Raw genomic sequence first — 19,898 nt, forward strand, 5'->3', positions numbered from 1 at the left:
TCGCCGGGTCCATTTCCTGCCAGCGCGCCACCATGTCCGCTCCCCGTTCCTCCGCCGCCCGTGTCCGGCAGCCCCTGCGCCATGCCCGCGAGCAGCTCGCGGGCGTGTTGCTGATCGCCCTGTCGGCCAGCGCCTTTGGCGCCATGGCGATCTTCGCGCGCTTTGCTTACGACGCGGGCACCGATGTCTACGGCCTGCTGGCGGTGCGTTTCGTGCTGGCCGCGCTCGCGCTGGCGCTGGCGATGCGCCTGCGCGGCGTCGGCCTGCCGGGCTGGCGCAAGGTGCTGGCGCTGGCCGCCATGGGCGGCATCGGCTATGTTGGGCAGTCGTTCTGCTTTTTCACCGCGCTCAATCATGCCCAGGCCAGCCTGGTGGCCTTGCTGCTTTACCTGTATCCGCTCTTTGTCACCATCCTCGCCGCCGTTTTCCTCAAGGAACGGCTCGGCACCGCGTCCGTGATCGCGCTCGTGCTGTGCTCGGTAGGGGCGGGGCTAACGGTCGGTGGTGGCCAGGGCTCGGCGCTGGGCATCGGGCTTGGCCTGGCCTCGGCCGCGATCTACTCGGTCTACATCATCGTGGGCGCGCGCGTGACGGCGGGTGTCAATCCTCTGGCCACCACCACCGTGGTGTGCAGTGCGGCGGCGGTGGTCTACGTCGTGGTGGGGGTGCTGCGCGCGGGAGCTGGCGTGCCACCGCAGTTCCCCCAAAGCGTCGCGGGCTGGCTGGCGCTGCTGGCGATCGCGCTGCTGTCCACGGTACTGGCGATCCTGGCCTTTTTTGCCGGCTTGCAACGGCTCGGCGCGGCGCGGGCTTCGATGTTGTCCACCCTGGAACCGGTGGTGACGGTGGTGTTGGCGGCACTTTTGCTCGGGGAGCATGTCGGGATGACGCAGGCGCTGGGCGGCGGCTTGATCCTGGCGGGCGTGCTCTGGCTGACCAGCAAGGGTTCCGGCGCGCAGGATGTGCAACAGAATTGAACCCCTTGCTCAAATCGCTTGCGTGGCGAGGCGCGGCGTCTTAGATACAATCCGGTTCTCACTTTTTGTTCAGGAACCGACCGCATGAAACCGATCGACCAGGTTGCAATCGCCCAGCTGTTTACCGAAGCGCGTACGCACAACGTGTGGCAAGACCGTCAAGTGGACGATGCCGTGCTGCACCAGATCTATGACGCGATGAAGTTTGGCCCGACGGCTGCCAACGGTTCGCCGGCCCGCATCGTGTTCGTCAAGAGCGCAGCGGAAAAGGCTCGCTTGGTCGAGTGCGTGTCAGCAGGCAACGTCGAGAAGACCCGCTCGGCCCCGGTCACTGCTATCGTCGCATTCGACAACGCCTTCCACGATCAGTTGCCCAAGCTGTTCCCGCACGCCGATGCGCGTTCTTGGTACGCCGGCCAGCCGGAAAAGATCGCCCGCGACGCGCTGATGAACAGTTCGCTGCAAGGTGGCTATTTCATCCTGGCCGCCCGGGCCCTCGGCCTGGATTGCGGCCCGATGGCCGGTTTCGATGCTGGCAAGGTGAATGCCGCCTTCTTCGCCGATGGCAAGTGGTCGGTCAATTTCCTCGTGAACCTGGGCTATGGCGAGGCCGACAAACTGTTCCCGCGCAGCCCGCGCCTGTCGTTCGACGAAGCCTGCCGCATCGTCTGAGCGCAAGCGCTGCCAGATAGGTAAAGACCCGCTTCGCGCGGGTCTTTTTTTGCCTGTCCGTTACGCCTGCGCTCAGATGCGTGGCGCCTCGGTCTTCTCGCGGTATTCGCACAGCGGCTCGATCACGCAGTGCCAGCACTCGGGCTTGCGCGCCTTGCAGACATAGCGCCCATGCAGGATCAGCCAGTGGTGCGCATCGTGCATGAACTCCTGCGGCACGGCCTTGAGCAGCTTCTGCTCCACCACTTGCACGTTCTTGCCGGGCGCCAGGCCGGTACGGTTGGCTACCCGGAAGATATGCGTGTCGACGGCAATGGTGGCCTCGCCGAACGCGGTATTCAGTACCACGTTGGCCGTCTTGCGGCCCACGCCCGGCAGGGCCTCCAGCGCGGCCCGGTCGCGCGGCACCTGCCCGCCGTGCTGCTCGACCAGGATGCGGCAGGTCGCTATGACATGCTTGGCCTTGGTCTTGTACAGGCCGATGGTCTTGATGTACTCAATCAGCCCGTCCTCGCCCAGCGCCAGCATCTGCTCCGGGCTGTGCGCCACGGGGTAGAGCTTGCGCGTGGCCTTGTTCACGCCCACGTCAGTGGCCTGCGCGGACAGCAGCACGGCAATCAGCAGCTCGAACGGCGAGCTGTATTCCAGCTCGGTGACCGGGGTCGGGTTGACTTCGCGCAGTGTCTCGAACAAGGCGCGGCACTTGGCAGCGTTCATGAGTCCTTGGGGGCGGGGTTGGCGCCAGGCGTGGCATCCGGATCGGCCTGGCCCGGTGTGGCGGTGAGGCCGGCCCTGGCGCGGCGAGCCTCGGCGGCGTCGATCTGTGCCTGCACGGCAGGCGAGACGTTCTCGGTATTGCGCGGCTGCACCGCTTGTTGCTTCAGGCGCGCCCGCTCGATGGCGGCTTGGATGATGGCCTGCTTGCGTGCCTGCGCCGCCCGTTCCTCTTCACTTTGCGGGGCTTCGGCTTGCAGCGCCTGCAGTTTGGCGGCGGCCTTGGCCGCTAAGCGCGCATCGTTCTCCTCGCGCTCGCGCACGAGCCGCGAGCGGCGGGCGAGGTAGCGCGCGTGGGCCTCGTCCGCTTGCGCCTGCGACCAGGCGGCCCAGCCGGTGCGCTGCGCGGTAACGGGAACCATGGCAATGCAGTCGACGGGGCAGGGGGCCACGCAGAGGTCGCAGCCGGTGCACCAGTCCGCCAGCACGGTATGCATCTGCTTGGGCGCGCCAACGATGGCGTCGACCGGGCAAGCCTGGATGCACAGCGTGCAGCCGATGCACAGCGCTTCTTCGATCACCGCCACCGTGCGCGCCTGCTCCACGCCCCGCTCCGGGTCCAGCGGCTGCGGCGGCGTGCCGAGCAATGCCGACAGGCGGCGGATGCCCTCTTCTCCGCCCGGCGGGCACCGATTGCTGGCCGCTTCGCCCGTTGCCATGGCTTCGGCATAGGGACGGCAGCCGTCGAAGCCGCACTTGGTGCATTGGGTCTGTGGCAGCAGGGCTTCGAGGCGATCGGCGAGGGTCTGGGAAATGGCGGTCACGACAGCTTTTGGGGTTTGCGGGTACGGCGCGGATGCCGTTCTCTTTTTTCCTGGCCGGAACGGGCACGCGGCAGGGATTATCCCCGATTTCGCCGCAGTGCAGAAACGCGCGATGATGCGCCCTTTGCCGGGCCACTGCGCGCAAGTTGCCCTGTGCCATAATCCGCGCAACGATTCACCAGCCGTCGCATGCGAAACGAAACCAGAACCAAGCGGGACCCCGAGGGAACACGCCGCCGCATCCTTGATGCGGCCACCGAAGAATTTGCCAAGGGTGGCCTGGCAGGGGCACGCGTCGACCAGATCGCGCGCCGCGCCGAAACCAACGAGCGCATGCTGTATTACTACTATGGCAGCAAGGAGGGCCTGTTCCTGGCCGTCCTTGAAAAACAATATGCGGAGTTTCGCGCCGCCGAGGAGCAGTTGCACATCGTCGAGGAGGATCCCGTTGCGGCGGTCCGCACGCTGGCTCGCTTTGTCTGGGACTGGTACTACCGCAATCCCGAGTTCATCCGCCTGGTCAACAGCGAGAACCTGCACGAGGCGCGCCACCTGAAGAAGTCCACCCAGCTGCACCAGTTGATCAACCCGGTGGTTAACGTGCTCGCGGATATCGTCAAGCGGGGCCAGCGGCAGGGGGTGTTCCGCGACAACGTCGATGTCTCGCAGCTATACCTGACGATCTCCGCGCTTGGCTACTATGTGTTGTCCAACCGTTACACCATCAGCGCGGTGATCGGGCGCGACGTGGCGGCGCAGGATGAGCACGAACGCTTTGCCGAGTTGCACACCGATATGCTGCTGGCCTACCTGGAGCGCCGCTGAGGCAGTTTGCGGCCCCATGAAAAACGCCCGCAACTTGCGGGCGTTTTTTTATGGGTGCGGCGTGCCGCTTAAGCGCCGTGGCTCAACGATGCTTGAGCACGAAATCGCGCAGCTCCGGGTAAATCTCCTGGCGCCAGCGGCGGCCGGAGAAGATCCCGTAGTGGCCGCACTTGGCCGCGGTGATGTGTTGCTTGCGCGTTTTGGGAATGCCCGCGCAGAGCTCATGCGCCGCTGCGGTCTGGCCGGCGCCCGAGATGTCGTCCAGTTCGCCCTCGATCGTCAGTAGCGCGGTGCCCTTGATGTCCTGCGGGCGCACCGGCTGGCCATCGATCTCCCAGGTGCCGTTGGCAAGCCGGAATTCCTGGAACACTTCGCGGATGGTGTCGAGGTAGTACTCGGCGTCCATGTCGAGCACGGCGTTGTACTCGTCGTAGAAGCGCACGTGGGCTTCCGCGTCGTCGGCATCGCCCTCGACCAGGTTCAGGTAGTAATCGTAGTGCGAGGACAGGTGGCGGTCGGGGTTCATCGCCACGAAGCCGGCGTGCTGCAGGAAGCCCGGATACACCTTGCGGCCATGGCCCGGGTAGTTCGCCGGCACCGTATAGATCACATTGTTCTCGAACCACTCGAACGACTTGTTGGTCGCGAGCGAATTCACGGCCGTCGGGCTGCGCCGTGCGTCGATCGGGCCGCCCATCATGGTCATGGTCTTTGGCGTCTTCTCGCCGGCGGATGCCAGCAGGGAGATGGCCGCGAGCACTGGGACCGTAGGCTGGCACACGGAGATCACATGCAGGTTCTCAGCGCCGATATGGCGGATGAAGTCCTGGATGTAGTGGATGTAGTCCGCCAGGCGGAAACGGCCGTCCTCGATCGGGACCATGCGGGCATCGATCCAGTCGGTCACGTAGACCTTGTGGTCCTGCAGCAAGGTCCTCACGGTATCGCGCAGCAGCGTGGCATGGTGGCCCGACAGGGGGGCGCACACCAGCACCACCGGCTCATCCTTGAGCAGCTTGATGGTCTCCGGATCGTCGGCATAGCGCTTGAAGCGCACCAGCTTGCAGAAGGGCTTTTCGATGATCGTCTGTTCGACGATCGGGATGTCCCGGCCGTTGGAGCGTACCGATTTGATATCGAATTCGGGTTTTTCGTATTCCTTGCCGAGTCGGTACAGCAACTCGTAGCCGGCTGCCAGTCGCGTGGCGCCGGGCACCAGGGACATCGGGCTCAGGGGATTGGTAAAGGTCTTGGCCGTAGCCTGCGCCCATGCGGTAAGCGGGTGCAGCATCGAGCGCTGGAATTCATGCAGCTGGTAAAGCATGACGTGGTCCCTATCAGGCTGGGGGCGAAGCTGGAATTCAACGCCTGGACAATACAAATACAACAAACACAGTTGCTAATGTGTTACCGATTATGCTCGTAATCGAACGATCGTGCGATGCAGCATATACCCTAAGGTACGCTCGCATCGGAAAAAGACAATAGGACAAACACTGTACTTCTCGATGACAAATGCAAAAGATCGTGAAAAATTGTCATGAGACACGAAAAAGGCGACCGAAGTCGCCTTTTTATGCACTTTTGCGTGTTTTGCGTTACAGCACGGCGGCGATGGCGTTGACCACCGCGTCGATGTTGCGGCTGTTCAGCGCGGCCACGCAGATGCGGCCGGTGCCCACGGCGTAGATGCCGTGCTCGTTGCGCAGCACATCGACCTGGGCCGAGTTCAGGCCCGAGTACGAGAACATGCCGCGCTGGGCCTTGACGAAGGAGAAGTCGCCCGGCACGCCCTTGGCGGCCAGCTTGTCCACCAGCGCATGGCGCATCAGCTTGATGCGGTCGCGCATCTCGCCCAGTTCCTGCTCCCACATGGCGCGCAGCTCCGGGCTGTTCAGCACGGTGGCGACCACGGTGCCGCCGTGGGTCGGCGGGTTGGAGTAGTTGGTGCGGATGACGCGCTTGACCTGAGACATCACGCGCTGGGCTTCTTCCTTGCCCGTGGTGACGATCGACAGCGCGCCCACGCGCTCGCCATACAGCGAGAAACTCTTCGAGAACGAGCTCGACACGAAGAACGGCAGGCCGGATTCGGCGAACAGGCGCACGGCGGCGCCGTCCGGCTCGATGCCTTCCGCGAAGCCCTGGTAGGCCATGTCGAGGAACGGGATCAGGTTGCGTTCCTTGATCAGTTCCACGACCTGCTTCCACTGCTCGGCCGACAGGTCAACGCCGGTCGGGTTGTGGCAGCAGGCGTGCAGCACCACGATGGTGTTGGCGGCGTACGACTTGAGCGATTCCACCATGCCGGCGAAATTCAGGCCGTGGCTGGCAGCATCGTAGTAGGCGTAGTTGATCACGGGGAAACCGGCTGCCTCGAACAGGGCGCGGTGGTTTTCCCAGCTCGGGTCGCTGATGGCGACCTTGGCGTCCGGGTACAGGCGCTTGAGGAAGTCGGCGCCGATCTTCAGCGCGCCGGTGCCGCCGAGTGCCTGGGCGGTCACAACGCGGCCTTCGGTGATCAGCGGCGATTCCTTGCCGAACAGCAGGGTCTGCACGGCCTGGTCATAGGCGGCGATGCCTTCGATCGGCAGGTAGCCACGCGGGGTGGCGGTGGTCAGGCGGGCCTTCTCGGCTTCCTGCACGGCGCGCAGCAGAGGGATTTTCCCTTCGTCGGTGAAGTACACGCCAACACCCAGATTGACCTTGGTGGCACGGGTATCGGCATTGAAGGCTTCATTCAGGCCCAGGATCGGGTCGCGCGGGGCCATCTCGACGGCAGAAAACAAACTCATTTGGGATCTCGTGGTCAGCTATGTAACAAAACGGGAAGGCGTAGAATGCTCCGGACTGCGCTCGGGAGTGCGGGCGACCCCCATCTTGATACCTGGCCGCCAACCCCAAGATTCTAGCGTATCTGCCCGTTTTCCTGAGGTTTTCCCCTACCAGCTTATGTCGAATCTCGTTGAAGTCGCGCCCGCGCTGGATGAAGAGAAGTTCGCGACCTTTCCCGGCTCGCCGTTCCAGCTATACCAGCCCTATCTGCCGGCGGGCGATCAGCCCGAGGCGATCCGCCAGCTGGTCGAGGGAGTGGAGGACGGCCTGTCTTACCAGACCCTGCTGGGGGTGACCGGTTCGGGCAAGACCTTCACCATGGCCAACGTGATTGCCCGCATGGGCCGTCCGGCCATCGTGTTCGCGCCCAACAAGACGCTGGCCGCGCAGCTGTATTCCGAGTTCCGCGAGTTCTTCCCGCGCAATGCTGTGGAGTACTTCGTCAGCTATTACGACTACTACCAGCCCGAAGCCTACGTGCCGCAGCGCGACCTGTTCATCGAGAAGGATTCCTCGATCAACGAGCATATCGAGCAGATGCGGCTGTCGGCCACCAAGAGCCTGCTGGAGCGGCGCGACACCATCATCGTGGCCAGCGTCTCGGCCATTTACGGTATCGGCAATCCGTCCGAGTACCACAAGATGATCTTGACGCTGCGCACCGGCGACAAGATCAGCCAGCGCGATGTGATCGCGCGCCTGATCGCCATGCAGTACACCCGCAACGAGACCGATTTCCAGCGCGGCACCTTCCGCGTGCGCGGCGATACGCTGGATATCTTCCCGGCCGAGCATGCCGAGCTGGCGGTGCGCGTCGACATGTTCGACGACGAGATCGATTCGCTGCAGTTCTTCGACCCGCTCACCGGGCGGGTGCGGCAGAAGATCCCGCGCTTCACGGTTTATCCGTCGAGCCACTACGTGACCCCGCGCGAGACCGTGCTGCGGGCGATCGAAGACATCAAGGTCGAGCTGCGCGAGCGCCTGGACTTCTTCTATAAGGAGAACAAGCTGGTGGAGGCGCAGCGGCTGGAGCAGCGCTCCCGCTTCGACCTGGAAATGCTCTCCGAGCTCGGGTTCTGCAAGGGCATCGAGAATTACTCGCGCCACCTGTCAGGCGCCAAGCCGGGCGAGCCGCCGCCTACGCTGGTCGACTACCTGCCGCAGGACGCGTTGATGTTCCTGGACGAGTCCCACGTGCTGATGGGTCAGTTCAATGGCATGTACAACGGCGACAAGGCGCGTAAGACGACCTTGGTCGACTATGGCTTCCGGCTGCCGTCCGCTCTGGACAACCGTCCCCTCAAGTTCTCGGAGTTCGAGGGCAAGATGCGGCAGGTGATGTTTGTCTCCGCCACGCCGTCCAATTACGAGAACGAGCATGCGGGCCAGGTGGTGGAGCAGGTGGTGCGGCCCACCGGCCTGGTTGATCCGATCATCCACGTGCGTCCCGCGACCACGCAGGTTGACGACTTGCTGTCAGAGATCCACCAGAAGGTCTCCGTCGGCGAGCGCGTGCTGGTGACCACGCTGACCAAGCGCATGTCCGAGCAGCTCACGGAGTTCCTGACCGAGAACGGCGTCAAGGTGCGTTACCTGCACTCGGACATCGATACGGTGGAGCGCGTGGAGATCATTCGCGACCTGCGCCTGGGTACCTTCGACGTGCTGGTCGGCATCAACCTGCTGCGCGAGGGCCTGGATATTCCGGAAGTCTCGCTGGTGGCAATTCTCGACGCCGACAAGGAAGGCTTCCTGCGCGCCGAGCGTTCGCTGATCCAGACCATCGGCCGCGCGGCCCGTAACGTCAACGGCACCGCCATCCTGTACGCGGACCGGATGACCGATTCGATGAAGCGGGCGATCGGTGAGACGGAGCGCCGCCGCGCCAAGCAGATCGCGTTCAACGAAGCCAATGGCATCGTGCCGCGCGGCGTGGTCAAGCGCATCAAGGACATCATCGACGGGGTCTACGACCCGGGCGAGGTCAAGGCCGAGCTGCTGGCCGCGGAGGAGCGCGCCAAGTACGAGGACATGAGCGAGAAGCAGGTTGCGAAGGAGATCAAGCGGCTGGAGAAGCAGATGTTCGAGCACGCCAAGAATCTCGAGTTCGAGAAGGCCGGGCAGGTGCGCGACCAGCTGGCCAAGCTCAAGCGCCAGATCTTTGGCGCCAGCGGCGATGGGGAGCACCTGCCGCCGGCTGCCGCGGCCGCGTCCTGAGGGCGTGGGCGCTGCCTCGCCCGCACGCCTGCGGGATGCGGGCGCGCGGCTTGGCTACCGCCTATAGTTGGAGTTCCTGACAGTGGTGAGGAGATGGTCCATGGTCAAGTTCGCTCTGTGGGTTCCGCTGCATGCGAAGCCCGGCAAGGAAAAGGAAGTCGAGGAGTTCCTGCTCGCCGGCTTGCCGCTGGTGCAGGCCGAAGCCGGCACCACGGCATGGTTTGCGCTGCGGCTCGGGCCATCCATGTTCGGCATCTTCGATGCGTTTCCCGATGAGGCGGGGCGCAACGCCCATCTCTCCGGCAAGGTGGCCGAGGCCTTGATGGCCAAGGCGCCCGACCTGTTCGCCAAGCCGCCTTCCATCGAAAAGCTGGATGTGCTGGCGGCCAAGCTGCCCTGAGCCGATTTGCCTGCTAGCCCTTCGGAGGCAGCGAGCGCAAACGCTTGTTGACCTCCAGCAAGGTGTCGCACTGGTCGGCGCTGGCGGCCTCGCGCTCGCTGATGAAGTCCACTATGGCGCGCAGCGGTTCGCGTTGCGCGGCGCATGCGGTGGCCGGCGCCGGTGTCGAGGCAGGGGCGGGGCAGGTTGCATCGATTTCTTTCTCCAGGCTATGCCGGACCACGGTTAGCAGGCTTTCACAGCCTGCGCCGGAGGCGGCGTCCGCGGACGGTTCGGCGGCGTCGGCCAGGCTTGCGCAAAGCAGAAGAGGCGCCAGGAGGAGTGGGCTGAGGCGGAGGTTCACCGCGCGATTATGCGGTGGGCGGCACCTTTGCGGCATTTTTTTTGCCAGGCGGCTTCAACCGGCGTGCTGGCGCACGCGTGGGCGCGGCACTGCGGGCAGGGCTGTAGAATCCGGCTTCGTTGTGGCAGCCGCGCTCGGTGCGCTGGCTGCAAGGCCATCGCGCGTGCCGCGTTTTGTCGTCTTGCTTTCGGCGCTGGATAGCGCCACACCTCTATGAAGAAATACGCCATTCTGATGTGTTGCATGGGCAATATTTGCCGTTCTCCGACCGCGGAGGGCGTGCTGCGCGCCAAGCTCGCGGCGGTCGGCCTGGCAGATCTGGTCGAGCTGGATTCCGCCGGCACGCATGGCTATCACATCGGCCGCGCGCCGGATGCGCGTTCCCAGCGCCATGCGCTGGCTCGTGGCTATGACCTCTCCGCGCAACGCGCGCGCCAGGCCATGGTGCTGGATTTCGCCCGTTTCGACCTGCTGCTGGCCATGGACCAGGACAACCTCGCGGCGCTGCGCGCCATCTGTCCGCCTGGCAGCCAGGATAAGCTGCGCCTGCTGATGAGTTTCGCCAGCCGGCACGCCGCGGACGAAGTGCCGGACCCCTACTACGGAGAGGGTGATGGCTTCGAGCGCGTGCTCGACTATGTCGAGGACGCCTGCGATGGCGTGATCGCCATGCTGCATGCCAAGGGCTTTGGCGGCGCCACCTGATCGCGCTCGCCCGTCCTTGCAGCCTTTCCATTACTTTCACGAGAATTCATGTTTCGTTCCCTGTTCCGCAAATGGCGCGAGTCGCGCAATGCCAGCCTGCAACTCGACGCAATCCTGGCGGCAGCGGACCCGGAGGCGCCGCTGGCGGACCGTAACGGCTGGCTGATCGAGCTGGGCTACTGGATCCGGCGCGACGGGCTGCCAGGCGCCGAAGGCGTGGCGGCAGACAAGAGCCGCCGGGAGCACGTGCGGCTGCGCTACCTGCTGCAGGTGCTTGGCCGCAATCCGGAAGTGGCGGGGCGCTTTGCCCACATGGTGCGTTCCATCGTGCGTGATAACGACCCGGTCACTTTGCTGTGCGACACCGGCGTGGCTTCCCACCCGGGCTTCTGGAGCGAGGTGCTGAACCGGCTGCAGGCGCGGTTTTTGCCCCCTCCGCCCAACCGCAGCGATATGGCGGGCCTGTTCGCGCTGCTGTTTATCGATGACAACGATGCTGACTGGGTCGAGGCGCTCGATGGCGACCTGCTCGAGCGGCTGGCTGCCGTGCTGCGCACCGACGACCCGCAAGCGCCGGGCGAAGCTGCCACGCCGCCCGAATGGGATCGTTTCGACCGCACGCTGGCCACCAGCATCCAGGTGCTGGTCAGCCAGGTGCGTGCTACCGGACTGAGTCAGGCGATTCGCTCGCGCCTCAAGGGCAAGGTGCAGGACACGCCGTTTTTCCGGCTGGACAGCGCCGTGCAAGCCTTGTGCGAAGAGGAGGAGGCGCCACGTGGCGACGAGGCTTTTGCGCACCGGCTCAACTATTTCCGCGCGCTGCTCGACGGCTGCCACCAGGCGGCTCAGCGTGTGTACGACGACCTCGAGGAGAACGGCGTCTCGGTGGAGGTGGTGTTCCAGATCGAGCGCATGAAGGTCCGGCTCGCGCGCATCGAGCTGTTGCTGGCCACCTGGGTTGAGCCGCAGCGGCGCGGGCGGCACGCCCACCTGATCGCGGCACTGATCCGCTCCACCCAGGCGCGGCGCAGCATCGGGCACCTGGCGGGCACTTCGTTTTCGCAATTGGCGCGCAAGGTGGTTGAGCGCTCGGCCGAGACCGGCGAGCACTACATCACGCGCGATCGCCGCGAGTATCGCGAGCTGATGCAGGCCGCTGCCGGCGGCGGCTTGATCACCGTCGGCACGGTCTATCTCAAGTTCCTGATCTATGGGCTGCACCTGGACAAGTTCATCGAGGGCCTGCTGGCCTCGCTCAACTATGCGGGCAGCTTCCTGGTGATCCACTTCGCGCATTTCACGCTGGCCACCAAGCAGCCGGCGATGACCGGCCCGGCGCTGGCGCACCGGCTCGATGCGGTCGGCAAGCCGGAGGGCCGGGAGATCTTCGTTGATGACACCATCGCCATGATCCGCTCAAACGCCGCGGCGATTTTCGGCAACCTGGCGGTGGTGTTCCCGGTGGCGATGGGCGTCCAGTGGCTCGCCAACCGCATCCTGGGCGCCAACCTGATCACACCCGCCAAGGCGATCGCCACCATCGAGTCGTTTTCCATTCTTGGCCCCACGCCAATCTACGCGATCTTCACGGGGGTACTCTTGTGGCTGTCCAGCCTCGTGGCGGGCTGGGCCGACAACTGGTTCGCGCTGCACAAGGTGCATGACGTGATGGCGTACAACCGCCGTCTGCGCTATGTGCTGGGCGCGCAGGGGGCCACGCGGATGGCGGACTTCTGGAAACGCAATATGTCGGGGATCGCTGCCAATGTGTCGCTGGGGCTGCTGCTCGGGCTGGGCCCGGAGATCATCAGCTTCTTCGGCCCCCACATGGAAGTGCGGCACGTCACATTGTCGACCGGCTCGGTGGGCACCGCGATCGGCGTGCTGGGCTTTGCCGTGCTGAAGATGCCCTCGTTCTGGCTGGCGGTGGCGGGCATTGCGCTGATGGGACTGCTGAACGTCGCGGTGAGCTTCGCGCTGGCCTTCAATATGGCGTTGCGCTCACGCAGCCTGCGCCGGGTGGATCGCCGGGCGCTGAGTTCCGCCGTGCGGCGGCGCATTCTGAAGCACCCCTGGTCGCTGATCGTGCCGCCGCGCGCGCCCGTTGGGGCGGCCTCGGCGGAGCAGGGGCAGGTTTGATGCGATGCGGCAGGGGTACTTGACTGAATTAGTCGACTTCTTTTATACTTGACCAAAATGATCAAGTACTCCCCAGCATCATGAGACTGACGACCAAAGGCCGCTTCGCGGTAACCGCCATGATTGACTTGGCCATGCGCCAGGATCAGGGCCCCGTTACGCTAGCGGGCATCAGCCAGCGCCAGAAAATATCCCTCTCTTACCTCGAGCAGCTGTTCGGTAAGCTGCGCCGCCACGAGATCGTGGAAAGCGTGCGCGGCCCGGGCGGCGGCTACAGTCTTGCCCGCAAGGCGGAAGACGTGACGGTGGCCGACATCATCATCGCGGTCGATGAGCCGCTCGACGCCACGCAATGCGGCGGAAAGGGTAATTGTAACGGAGATGAGGGAACCGGTCGCTGCATGACCCACGAGCTGTGGGCCACGCTGAACCAGAAAATGGTCGAGTATCTCGATTCCGTCTCCCTGAAGAACCTGGTCGACCAGCAGCGCGCAAAGTGTCCCGCGGTGTTGCACGACATGCGCGAGGAGTCGGCTGCGCAAACCGTGGCCGCGCCGATCGGCAAGGCGGACAAGCAGGAAAAGCCCGCGCGTGCGCGGGTGGTGAATTCGGTTTTCAGCCTGGCTCAGTCGTAAGACGGGCAGCCGGCAAGAGAACAGAGAGCAACGTCAAGCATAGCGGTCCCTAAAAGGCAGTCATAACGATGAGCACCCCACATTTCCCCATCTATATGGATTACTCAGCCACCACGCCGGTAGACCCGCGCGTGGCGGACAAGATGATTCCGTACTTGCGTGAACAGTTCGGCAACCCGGCTTCGCGCAGCCACGCCTACGGCTGGGATGCCGAGCGCGCGGTGGAAGAAGCGCGTGAGCAGGTGGCGGCACTGGTGGGCGCCGATCCGCGCGAGATTGTGTGGACATCGGGCGCAACCGAGTCCAACAACCTCGCCATCAAGGGCGCGGCCAATTTCTATTCGGGCAAGGGCAAGCACCTGATCACGGTGAAGACCGAGCACAAGGCTGTGCTCGACACCACCCGTGAGCTCGAGCGCCAGGGCTTCGAGGTGACCTACCTCGATGTGCAGGACAACGGCCTGGTCGACATCGAAGTGCTCAAGGCGGCGATCCGCCCTGACACGATCCTGGTGTCGGTGATGCTGGTCAACAACGAGATCGGGGTGATCCAGGACGTGGCGCAGATCGGCGAGATCTGCCGCGCCAAGGGCATCATTTTCCATTGCGACGCGGCCCAGGCCACCGGCAAGGTGGCGATCGACCTGAACACGCTGAAGTGCGACCTGATGTCGTTCTCGGCACACAAGACCTACGGCCCGAAGGGCGTGGGCGCGCTGTACGTACGCCGCAAGCCGCGCGTGCGCCTGGAAGCGCAGATGCACGGCGGCGGTCACGAGCGCGGCATGCGTTCGGGCACGCTGGCCACGCATCAGATCGTGGGCATGGGCGAAGCCTTCCGCATCGCTCGCGAGGAAATGGCTACGGAAAACGAACGTATCCGCATGCTGCGCGATCGCCTGTGGCGTGGCCTGTCGGGCATGGAAGAGGTCTACCTGAACGGTGACCTGGAACAACGCGTGCCGCATAACCTCAATGTCAGCTTCAACTTCGTCGAAGGCGAATCGCTGATCATGGCGATCAAGGACGTGGCGGTGTCGTCGGGCTCGGCCTGCACCTCGGCGTCGCTGGAGCCTTCGTACGTGCTGCGCGCCCTGGGCCGCAACGACGAACTCGCGCACAGTTCCATCCGCTTCACGGTGGGCCGTTTCACCACCGAGGAAGAAGTCGATTACACCGTGGAACTGCTCAAGAGCAAGATCGCCAAGCTGCGCGATTTGTCGCCGCTGTGGGAAATGTTCAAGGACGGTGTGGACCTGAATTCCATCCAGTGGGCCGCGCACTAAGCACCAGGCGCCAAGACCCACGCAAGACCCCATAAATACCGATACGCCAAGAGGTAGCCAAAATGTCATACAGCACCAAGGTTCTCGACCACTATGAAAACCCCCGCAACGTTGGCTCGTTCGACAAGAACGACGACGCCGTGGGCACCGGCATGGTTGGCGCGCCCGCTTGCGGCGACGTCATGAAGCTGCAGATCAAGGTCAACGAAGCTGGCGTGATCGAAGACGCCAAGTTCAAGACCTATGGGTGCGGCTCGGCCATCGCGTCCTCCTCGCTCGTGACCGAATGGGTCAAGGGCAAGACCGTGGATCAGGCACTGGAAATCAAGAACACGCACATCGCCGAAGAACTGGCGCTGCCGCCGGTGAAGATCCACTGCTCCATCCTGGCCGAAGATGCCATCAAGGCAGCGGTCGAGGACTACAAGAAGAAGCACGAAGGCGCCGAGCAGAAGGCCGCCTGAGTTCCGCGTTCAATCAAGGGATGAAGCAGCGATGATCACGCTTACCGAGAAGGCCGCCAAGCATGTGGCGCGCTACCTGGACCGCCGCGGCAAGGGCGTTGGCCTGCGCCTCGGCGTCAAGACCACCGGCTGCTCGGGCCTGGCCTACAAGCTGGAGTACGTCGACGACCTGTTGCCGGAAGACAGCGTGTTCGAGTCGCACGGCATCAAGGTGATCGTCGATCCCAAGAGCTTGCCGTATATCGATGGCACCGAGCTCGATTTCGCGCGTGAAGGCCTGAACGAGGGGTTCCGCTTCAACAACCCCAACGTAAAGGATGAATGCGGTTGCGGAGAGTCGTTCCGGGTTTGAGCGTGCTGGCATCAGCACGCCGGATACGATGAAACGCAGCATTGTCGGCTTTCGCCAGGACGAGGAAAGCCACTGGGTGGCGGAACTCGATTGCGGGCATGGTCAGCATATGCGCCATGATCCGCCCTGGCAGATGCGTCCGTGGACGCTGACCCCGCAGGGGCGAGCGGCCAGGATGGGCGAGCTGGTGAACTGCCTGAAATGCGATCGGGCGGAGCCGCCGGCGGATTGGGCGGGCAGCGGCGCAAAGCGCGCTGCCTGACCGGACAGCCGCCATATTGCTGGGGCCTGTGCCGCGCGGTCAGCGTGCCGCTTTCACGCTGAAGGAAGTTCAAAGGGGCGGCGCAGCCGCTCCTTTTTGTTGGGGAAGGTGTTGAAAGACGATTATTTCGCGTTGTTCGGCCTGCCGGTCGGATATGCAGTCGACGAGGCGGCGCTGGACGCCGCCTACCTGACCGTGCAATCGCAGGCGCATCCGGACCGCTTTGCCAATGCCGGCGATGCCGAGCGGCGCGTGGCCATGCAATGGGCCGCGCATGCCAACGAGGCGTACCGCACGCTGCGCCAGCCGCTCAAGCGCGCGATCTACCTGCTGACGCTGCGTGGCGTGGATATCCAGGCCGAGAGCAATACTGCCATGGCGCCCGCCTTCCTGATGCAGCAGATGGAATGGCGCGAGGCCCTGCAGGAAGCAGTTGAAGAGAATGATGTCGCGCGCCTCGATGCGCTGCTGCGCGAGTTGCGTGGCGAGAAGCGCGAGCGCCACGCGGCGCTGGGTGCGCTGCTCGATGCCGGCGATAACGCGGGCGCCGGCAGCGCGGCCAGGCAATTGATGTTTATCGAGAAAATCGAGCACGACACCAGCGAGGCGATCGACCGCCTGGAAGGCTAGGGTCCCCGAGGGACTCCAGCGCCGCCAGGCAAGTTCGCCCCAGCCATGCCACAATGGCGCCCCGGCGCAAAGCCGGCCTGTGCGACGGGCCGTTTTTGCCACCGCACGAATAAAGAAGATTCATCATGGCACTGCTCCAGATCTCCGAACCCGGCATGTCGCCGGCACCCCACCAGAAGCGGCTCGCGGTCGGCATCGACCTTGGCACCACCAATTCGCTGGTGGCAGCGGTTCGCAACAGCATTCCCGAAGTCCTGACCGACGAAAGCGGCCGCGCGCTGCTGCCTTCGGTCGTGCGCTACCTGCCCAAGGGCACGCAGATCGGCTACCGCGCGCAGGAAGAAGCGGTGCACGACCCCAAGAACACCATCGTCTCGGTCAAGCGCTTCATGGGGCGCGGCCTGCGCGACGTCGCACATATCGAGCACAGCCCCTACGATTTCGTCGACGCGCCCGGGATGGTGCAGATCAAGACTGCGGCCGGCGTGAAAAGTCCGGTGGAAGTCTCGGCGGAAATCCTGGCCACGCTGCGCCAGCGTGCCGAGGATTCGCTTGGCGACGAGCTCGTCGGCGCGGTGATTACGGTGCCCGCCTATTTCGACGACGCGCAGCGCCAGGCCACCAAGGATGCCGCGCAGCTTGCCGGCCTTGAAGTGTTGCGCCTGCTCAACGAGCCGACCGCGGCAGCCATCGCCTATGGCCTGGACAACGCATCCGAAGGCATCTACGCGGTGTACGACCTCGGCGGCGGCACCTTCGATATTTCCATCCTCAAGCTCAGCCGGGGCGTGTTCGAAGTGCTGGCCACCGGCGGCGATTCCGCCCTGGGAGGCGACGATTTCGACCAGCGCCTGATGTGCTGGATCGTCGAGCAGGCCGGCCTGCAGCCGCTGTCTGCCGAGGATATGCGCCTGCTGTTGGTGCGCTCCCGCGCGGCCAAGGAAGCGTTGTCGTCGGCTGATTCGACCGTGATCGATGCCGTGCTGAACAGCGGCGAGATCGTGCACCTGACGCTGCCGGCCTCGACCTTTGTCGAGCTGACCGCGCCGCTGGTGCAAAAGACCCTGTCGCCTGTGCGCAAGGCGCTGCGCGATGCCGGCGTCGCGGCGGACGAGGTCAAGGGCGTCGTGCTGGTTGGCGGCGCAACCCGCATTCCTTCCATCCGCAAGGCGGTGGGAGATTTCTTCGGCCAGCCGCCGCTGACCAACCTCGACCCGGACAAGGTCGTGGCCCTGGGCGCGGCCATGCAGGCCAACCTGCTGGCCGGCAACGGCGCCCCCGGCGAGGATTGGCTGCTGCTGGACGTGATCCCGCTATCACTGGGCGTGGAAACCATGGGTGGCCTGGTCGAGAAGATCATTCCGCGCAACAGCACCATCCCAGTCGCCCGCGCGCAGGAATTCACCACGTTCAAGGACGGCCAGACGGCCATCGCCATCCACGTGCTGCAAGGCGAGCGCGAACTGGCGAGCGATTGCCGCTCGCTGGCGCGTTTCGAGTTGCGCGGCATCCCGCCGATGGTGGCCGGCGCGGCACGCATTCGCGTGACGTACCAGGTTGACGCCGACGGGCTGCTGTCGGTCTTCGCGCGTGAGACGCAATCCGGCGTGGAGGCGACCATCACCGTCAAGCCGTCCTACGGCCTTGCCGACGACGAGATCGCCCGCATGCTGCAGGACAGCTTCCGTGAAGCCGAGCACGACATGAAGAGCCGTGCGCTGGCGGAGGAACGCGTAGATGCCGCGCGCCTCATCGAAGCCACGCGCCGCGCGCTGGAACTCGATGGCGACCTGCTCGCGGCCGAGGAACGTGCCGACGTGGAGCGCCTGATCACGGCCGCTAGCGACATTGCCGCAGGCGAAGATCACCACGCCATCAAGACAGCGGTGGAAGCGCTGTCCCGCGGCACCGACGAATTCGCCGCCCGCCGGATGGACCGCTCGATCAAGAGCGCGCTGGCCGGCCGCAAGGTGCAGGACCTGGGCTGATCCCCGAGGCCAATCGCACCCTATTTATATCCAGGACATTCCATGCCACAGATCATCGTATTGCCCCACGTCGAACTCTGCCCCGAAGGCGCCGTGTTCGAAGCCAAAGCCGGTACCAGCATTTGCGACGCGTTGCTCAGCAACGGCATCGAGATCGAGCACGCCTGCGAGAAGTCCTGCGCGTGCACCACCTGCCACGTGGTGGTGCGCGAGGGCTTCAACTCGCTGGAAGAGGCCGAAGAGAAAGAGGAAGACCTGCTCGACAAGGCCTGGGGCCTGGAGCCCAACTCGCGCCTGTCCTGCCAGGCCCTGGTGGCGGACAGCGACCTCACCGTGCAGATCCCCAAGTACACGATCAACCATGCCAAGGAAGAGCATTGAGCGCGGCGCGTTCGCTGACTTGCTGGCCTGAACAGAGCTGACCGGAGAGAATTCCCATGAAGTGGACCGACACCTACGACATCGCCGCCGCCCTGTACGACAAGTACCCGGACGTGGATCCCACCACCATCCGCTTCACCGACCTGCACCGCTGGGTCATGGAGCTGGACGGCTTTGCCGATGCGGCCGATCGCTCGGGCGAGAAGATCCTGGAAGCGATTCAATCCGCCTGGATTGAAGAGGCGGAATAAGGGCTGGAACGAAAAAAACCGCGGAAACGCGGTTTTTTTTCGCTCTTGCGGATGCCGGTTCAGCCGGCGACCAGCTGGCCGTCCTGCATGTGCACACGTTCCCCGATCTGCACGCCCGGATCGGCTTGATACGTGAAGGTGCGGTGGCTGCCGTTGTCCATCTGCACGCGGACCTGGTAGCTGGTGTCCTTGCGCACGGTCTTCTCGATCTGGTTGCCGGCAAAGCCGCCGCCCACGGCACCGGCCACGGTGCCCAGGATACGGCCATTGCCCTTGCCGATCTGGTTGCCGAGCAGGCCGCCGATGACCGCGCCGCCTACCGCGCCCAGGCCAGTGGCCGGCTTGGGCGCTTCGATCGGGGTGATGGCGACGACACGGCCGGCATACGCGCTGCCTTGCGCCGGCTGGCGTTCGGCATAGGCGCCGTTGTCATTGCGGCTGGCCGTGGGGCCATAGCCTGCATCGCGGCTGGCGCTGCTGCGCTCCTGGGCGCGGCGTGCAGCGGGTGCCGGTGTCGGTGCGGCCGGGGCGGGCGCCTGCGCCAGGTTCGCGGCCTCGGGCGGCCGCGTGGTGCTGCCCGGCGCCGGCAGTTGCGCGGTGTCGGCGCCATTGATGGTGCCGTTGGCGGTGCCATTGGCGGCGACAGGAGCGGTCAGGGACTGCTGCGATCCCTGCATGGCCTTGCTGGTAGGCAGCACGCCGGTCATGGCGGCGACCGCTGTCAGGCTGGCGATCACGATGGCTACCGCGGCGGCGCCGACCAGCGGATGCAGGCGGCGTTGGGTGGGCAGGGAAGCGGGCATGGCAGGCTCGTTGGATTGGTGCAAGGTCGGATTCGACATATTATTTTCCTCGCAAAACGCAGCCGGTCAGCGGTACTGATGGCTAGCGATTCGATGGACCTAGTTTGGCCCAACTCACCGCTATTTTCCGTTTGATTTTGTAAGTTTCTGTAGGCTGAAATCTTCTTTTAAATCATGGGCTTGTGTGCAAAA

At 64.5% G+C, this 19,898-nt stretch carries 22 protein-coding genes; 16 read left to right on the forward strand and 6 right to left on the reverse strand.

Annotated features, from left to right (window positions below; translation table 11 throughout):
* The first annotated feature begins 32 nt into the window (after positions 1–32).
* Both A9975_RS28500 and A9975_RS28505 read left to right on the forward strand, forming a co-directional pair.
* Positions 33–977: a DMT family transporter gene (locus A9975_RS28500; protein ID WP_183035663.1), complete on the forward strand. Its 945-nt coding sequence runs from the start codon at positions 33–35 to the stop codon at positions 975–977.
* A gap of 84 nt (positions 978–1,061) precedes the next feature.
* Complete coding sequence (locus A9975_RS28505; protein ID WP_043344864.1) at positions 1,062–1,649, forward strand: malonic semialdehyde reductase; 588 nt, start codon at positions 1,062–1,064, stop codon at positions 1,647–1,649.
* 72 nt (positions 1,650–1,721) lie between these two features.
* On the opposite strand, the gene nth is transcribed toward A9975_RS28505, so the two are convergent.
* Both nth and rsxB read right to left on the reverse strand, forming a co-directional pair.
* On the reverse strand, positions 1,722–2,366 hold the full coding sequence (gene nth, locus A9975_RS28510; RefSeq protein WP_183035664.1) for an endonuclease III: 645 nt from the start codon (positions 2,364–2,366) through the stop codon (positions 1,722–1,724).
* Positions 2,363–3,187: an electron transport complex subunit RsxB gene (rsxB, locus tag A9975_RS28515; RefSeq protein WP_183035665.1), complete on the reverse strand. Its 825-nt coding sequence runs from the start codon at positions 3,185–3,187 to the stop codon at positions 2,363–2,365. Before rsxB ends, nth begins: the two co-directional genes overlap by 4 nt.
* A 189-nt stretch (positions 3,188–3,376) precedes the next feature.
* Here rsxB and A9975_RS28520 point away from each other — a divergent pair, with 189 nt between their 5' ends.
* A complete protein-coding gene (locus A9975_RS28520) occupies positions 3,377–4,012 on the forward strand; it encodes a TetR/AcrR family transcriptional regulator (protein ID WP_043344870.1) in 636 nt (211 codons plus the stop codon).
* 82 nt (positions 4,013–4,094) lie between these two features.
* On the opposite strand, the gene A9975_RS28525 is transcribed toward A9975_RS28520, so the two are convergent.
* Positions 4,095–5,336 carry a polyhydroxyalkanoate depolymerase gene (locus A9975_RS28525; protein ID WP_183035666.1) on the reverse strand — a complete coding sequence of 414 codons (1,242 nt, stop codon included), beginning with the start codon at positions 5,334–5,336 and terminating at the stop codon, positions 4,095–4,097.
* Positions 5,337–5,610: 274 nt separating this feature from the next.
* Entirely contained in the window at positions 5,611–6,807 is a 1,197-nt protein-coding gene (locus tag A9975_RS28530; RefSeq protein WP_183035667.1) for an amino acid aminotransferase, read from the reverse strand.
* A 157-nt stretch (positions 6,808–6,964) separates the two neighbouring features.
* Here A9975_RS28530 and uvrB point away from each other — a divergent pair, with 157 nt between their 5' ends.
* Both uvrB and A9975_RS28540 read left to right on the forward strand, forming a co-directional pair.
* Positions 6,965–9,067 (forward strand): excinuclease ABC subunit UvrB, encoded by a 2,103-nt coding sequence (gene uvrB, locus A9975_RS28535; protein ID WP_183035668.1) that lies wholly within the window; start codon positions 6,965–6,967, stop codon positions 9,065–9,067.
* Positions 9,068–9,167: 100 nt separating this feature from the next.
* Positions 9,168–9,467, forward strand: coding sequence for a putative quinol monooxygenase (locus tag A9975_RS28540; RefSeq protein WP_150983831.1), 300 nt, complete (start codon positions 9,168–9,170; stop codon positions 9,465–9,467).
* Between the two features lie 13 nt (positions 9,468–9,480).
* Here A9975_RS28540 and A9975_RS28545 read toward each other — a convergent pair whose 3' ends face one another.
* Positions 9,481–9,810, reverse strand: coding sequence for a hypothetical protein (locus A9975_RS28545; RefSeq protein ID WP_183035669.1), 330 nt, complete (start codon positions 9,808–9,810; stop codon positions 9,481–9,483).
* A 213-nt stretch (positions 9,811–10,023) separates the two neighbouring features.
* Here A9975_RS28545 and A9975_RS28550 point away from each other — a divergent pair, with 213 nt between their 5' ends.
* The 11 genes from A9975_RS28550 (at position 10,024) to iscX (ending at position 18,903) form a co-directional block, all read left to right on the forward strand.
* Entirely contained in the window at positions 10,024–10,515 is a 492-nt protein-coding gene (locus A9975_RS28550; RefSeq protein ID WP_183035670.1) for a low molecular weight protein-tyrosine-phosphatase, read from the forward strand.
* Between the two features lie 48 nt (positions 10,516–10,563).
* Positions 10,564–12,654 (forward strand): site-specific recombinase, encoded by a 2,091-nt coding sequence (locus tag A9975_RS28555; RefSeq protein ID WP_183035671.1) that lies wholly within the window; start codon positions 10,564–10,566, stop codon positions 12,652–12,654.
* An 80-nt stretch (positions 12,655–12,734) separates the two neighbouring features.
* Positions 12,735–13,289 (forward strand): Fe-S cluster assembly transcriptional regulator IscR, encoded by a 555-nt coding sequence (iscR, locus tag A9975_RS28560; RefSeq protein ID WP_183035672.1) that lies wholly within the window; start codon positions 12,735–12,737, stop codon positions 13,287–13,289.
* Between the two features lie 62 nt (positions 13,290–13,351).
* Entirely contained in the window at positions 13,352–14,575 is a 1,224-nt protein-coding gene (locus A9975_RS28565) for an IscS subfamily cysteine desulfurase (RefSeq protein WP_318230773.1), read from the forward strand.
* A 62-nt stretch (positions 14,576–14,637) separates the two neighbouring features.
* Positions 14,638–15,039 carry a Fe-S cluster assembly scaffold IscU gene (gene iscU / locus A9975_RS28570; protein WP_006160178.1) on the forward strand — a complete coding sequence of 134 codons (402 nt, stop codon included), beginning with the start codon at positions 14,638–14,640 and terminating at the stop codon, positions 15,037–15,039.
* Positions 15,040–15,070: 31 nt separating this feature from the next.
* Positions 15,071–15,391, forward strand: coding sequence for an iron-sulfur cluster assembly protein IscA (gene iscA, locus A9975_RS28575; RefSeq protein WP_017229301.1), 321 nt, complete (start codon positions 15,071–15,073; stop codon positions 15,389–15,391).
* Between the two features lie 28 nt (positions 15,392–15,419).
* Positions 15,420–15,653: a DUF3565 domain-containing protein gene (locus A9975_RS28580; protein ID WP_183035674.1), complete on the forward strand. Its 234-nt coding sequence runs from the start codon at positions 15,420–15,422 to the stop codon at positions 15,651–15,653.
* A gap of 111 nt (positions 15,654–15,764) precedes the next feature.
* Positions 15,765–16,283: a Fe-S protein assembly co-chaperone HscB gene (gene hscB / locus A9975_RS28585; RefSeq protein WP_183035675.1), complete on the forward strand. Its 519-nt coding sequence runs from the start codon at positions 15,765–15,767 to the stop codon at positions 16,281–16,283.
* Positions 16,284–16,408: 125 nt separating this feature from the next.
* Positions 16,409–18,271, forward strand: coding sequence for a Fe-S protein assembly chaperone HscA (gene hscA / locus A9975_RS28590; RefSeq protein WP_183035676.1), 1,863 nt, complete (start codon positions 16,409–16,411; stop codon positions 18,269–18,271).
* Between the two features lie 42 nt (positions 18,272–18,313).
* Positions 18,314–18,652 carry an ISC system 2Fe-2S type ferredoxin gene (gene fdx, locus A9975_RS28595; protein ID WP_150983839.1) on the forward strand — a complete coding sequence of 113 codons (339 nt, stop codon included), beginning with the start codon at positions 18,314–18,316 and terminating at the stop codon, positions 18,650–18,652.
* Positions 18,653–18,708: 56 nt separating this feature from the next.
* Positions 18,709–18,903, forward strand: a complete 195-nt coding sequence (iscX, locus tag A9975_RS28600; RefSeq protein WP_183035677.1) for a Fe-S cluster assembly protein IscX — start codon at positions 18,709–18,711, stop codon at positions 18,901–18,903.
* Between the two features lie 59 nt (positions 18,904–18,962).
* Here iscX and A9975_RS28605 read toward each other — a convergent pair whose 3' ends face one another.
* A complete protein-coding gene (locus A9975_RS28605; RefSeq protein ID WP_183035678.1) occupies positions 18,963–19,745 on the reverse strand; it encodes a glycine zipper 2TM domain-containing protein in 783 nt (260 codons plus the stop codon).
* Positions 19,746–19,898: the final 153 nt, after the last annotated feature.

Origin of the sequence: Cupriavidus sp. UME77 (assembly GCF_014170355.1) — a bacterium.
GTDB classification, from domain to species: domain Bacteria; phylum Pseudomonadota; class Gammaproteobacteria; order Burkholderiales; family Burkholderiaceae; genus Cupriavidus; species Cupriavidus basilensis.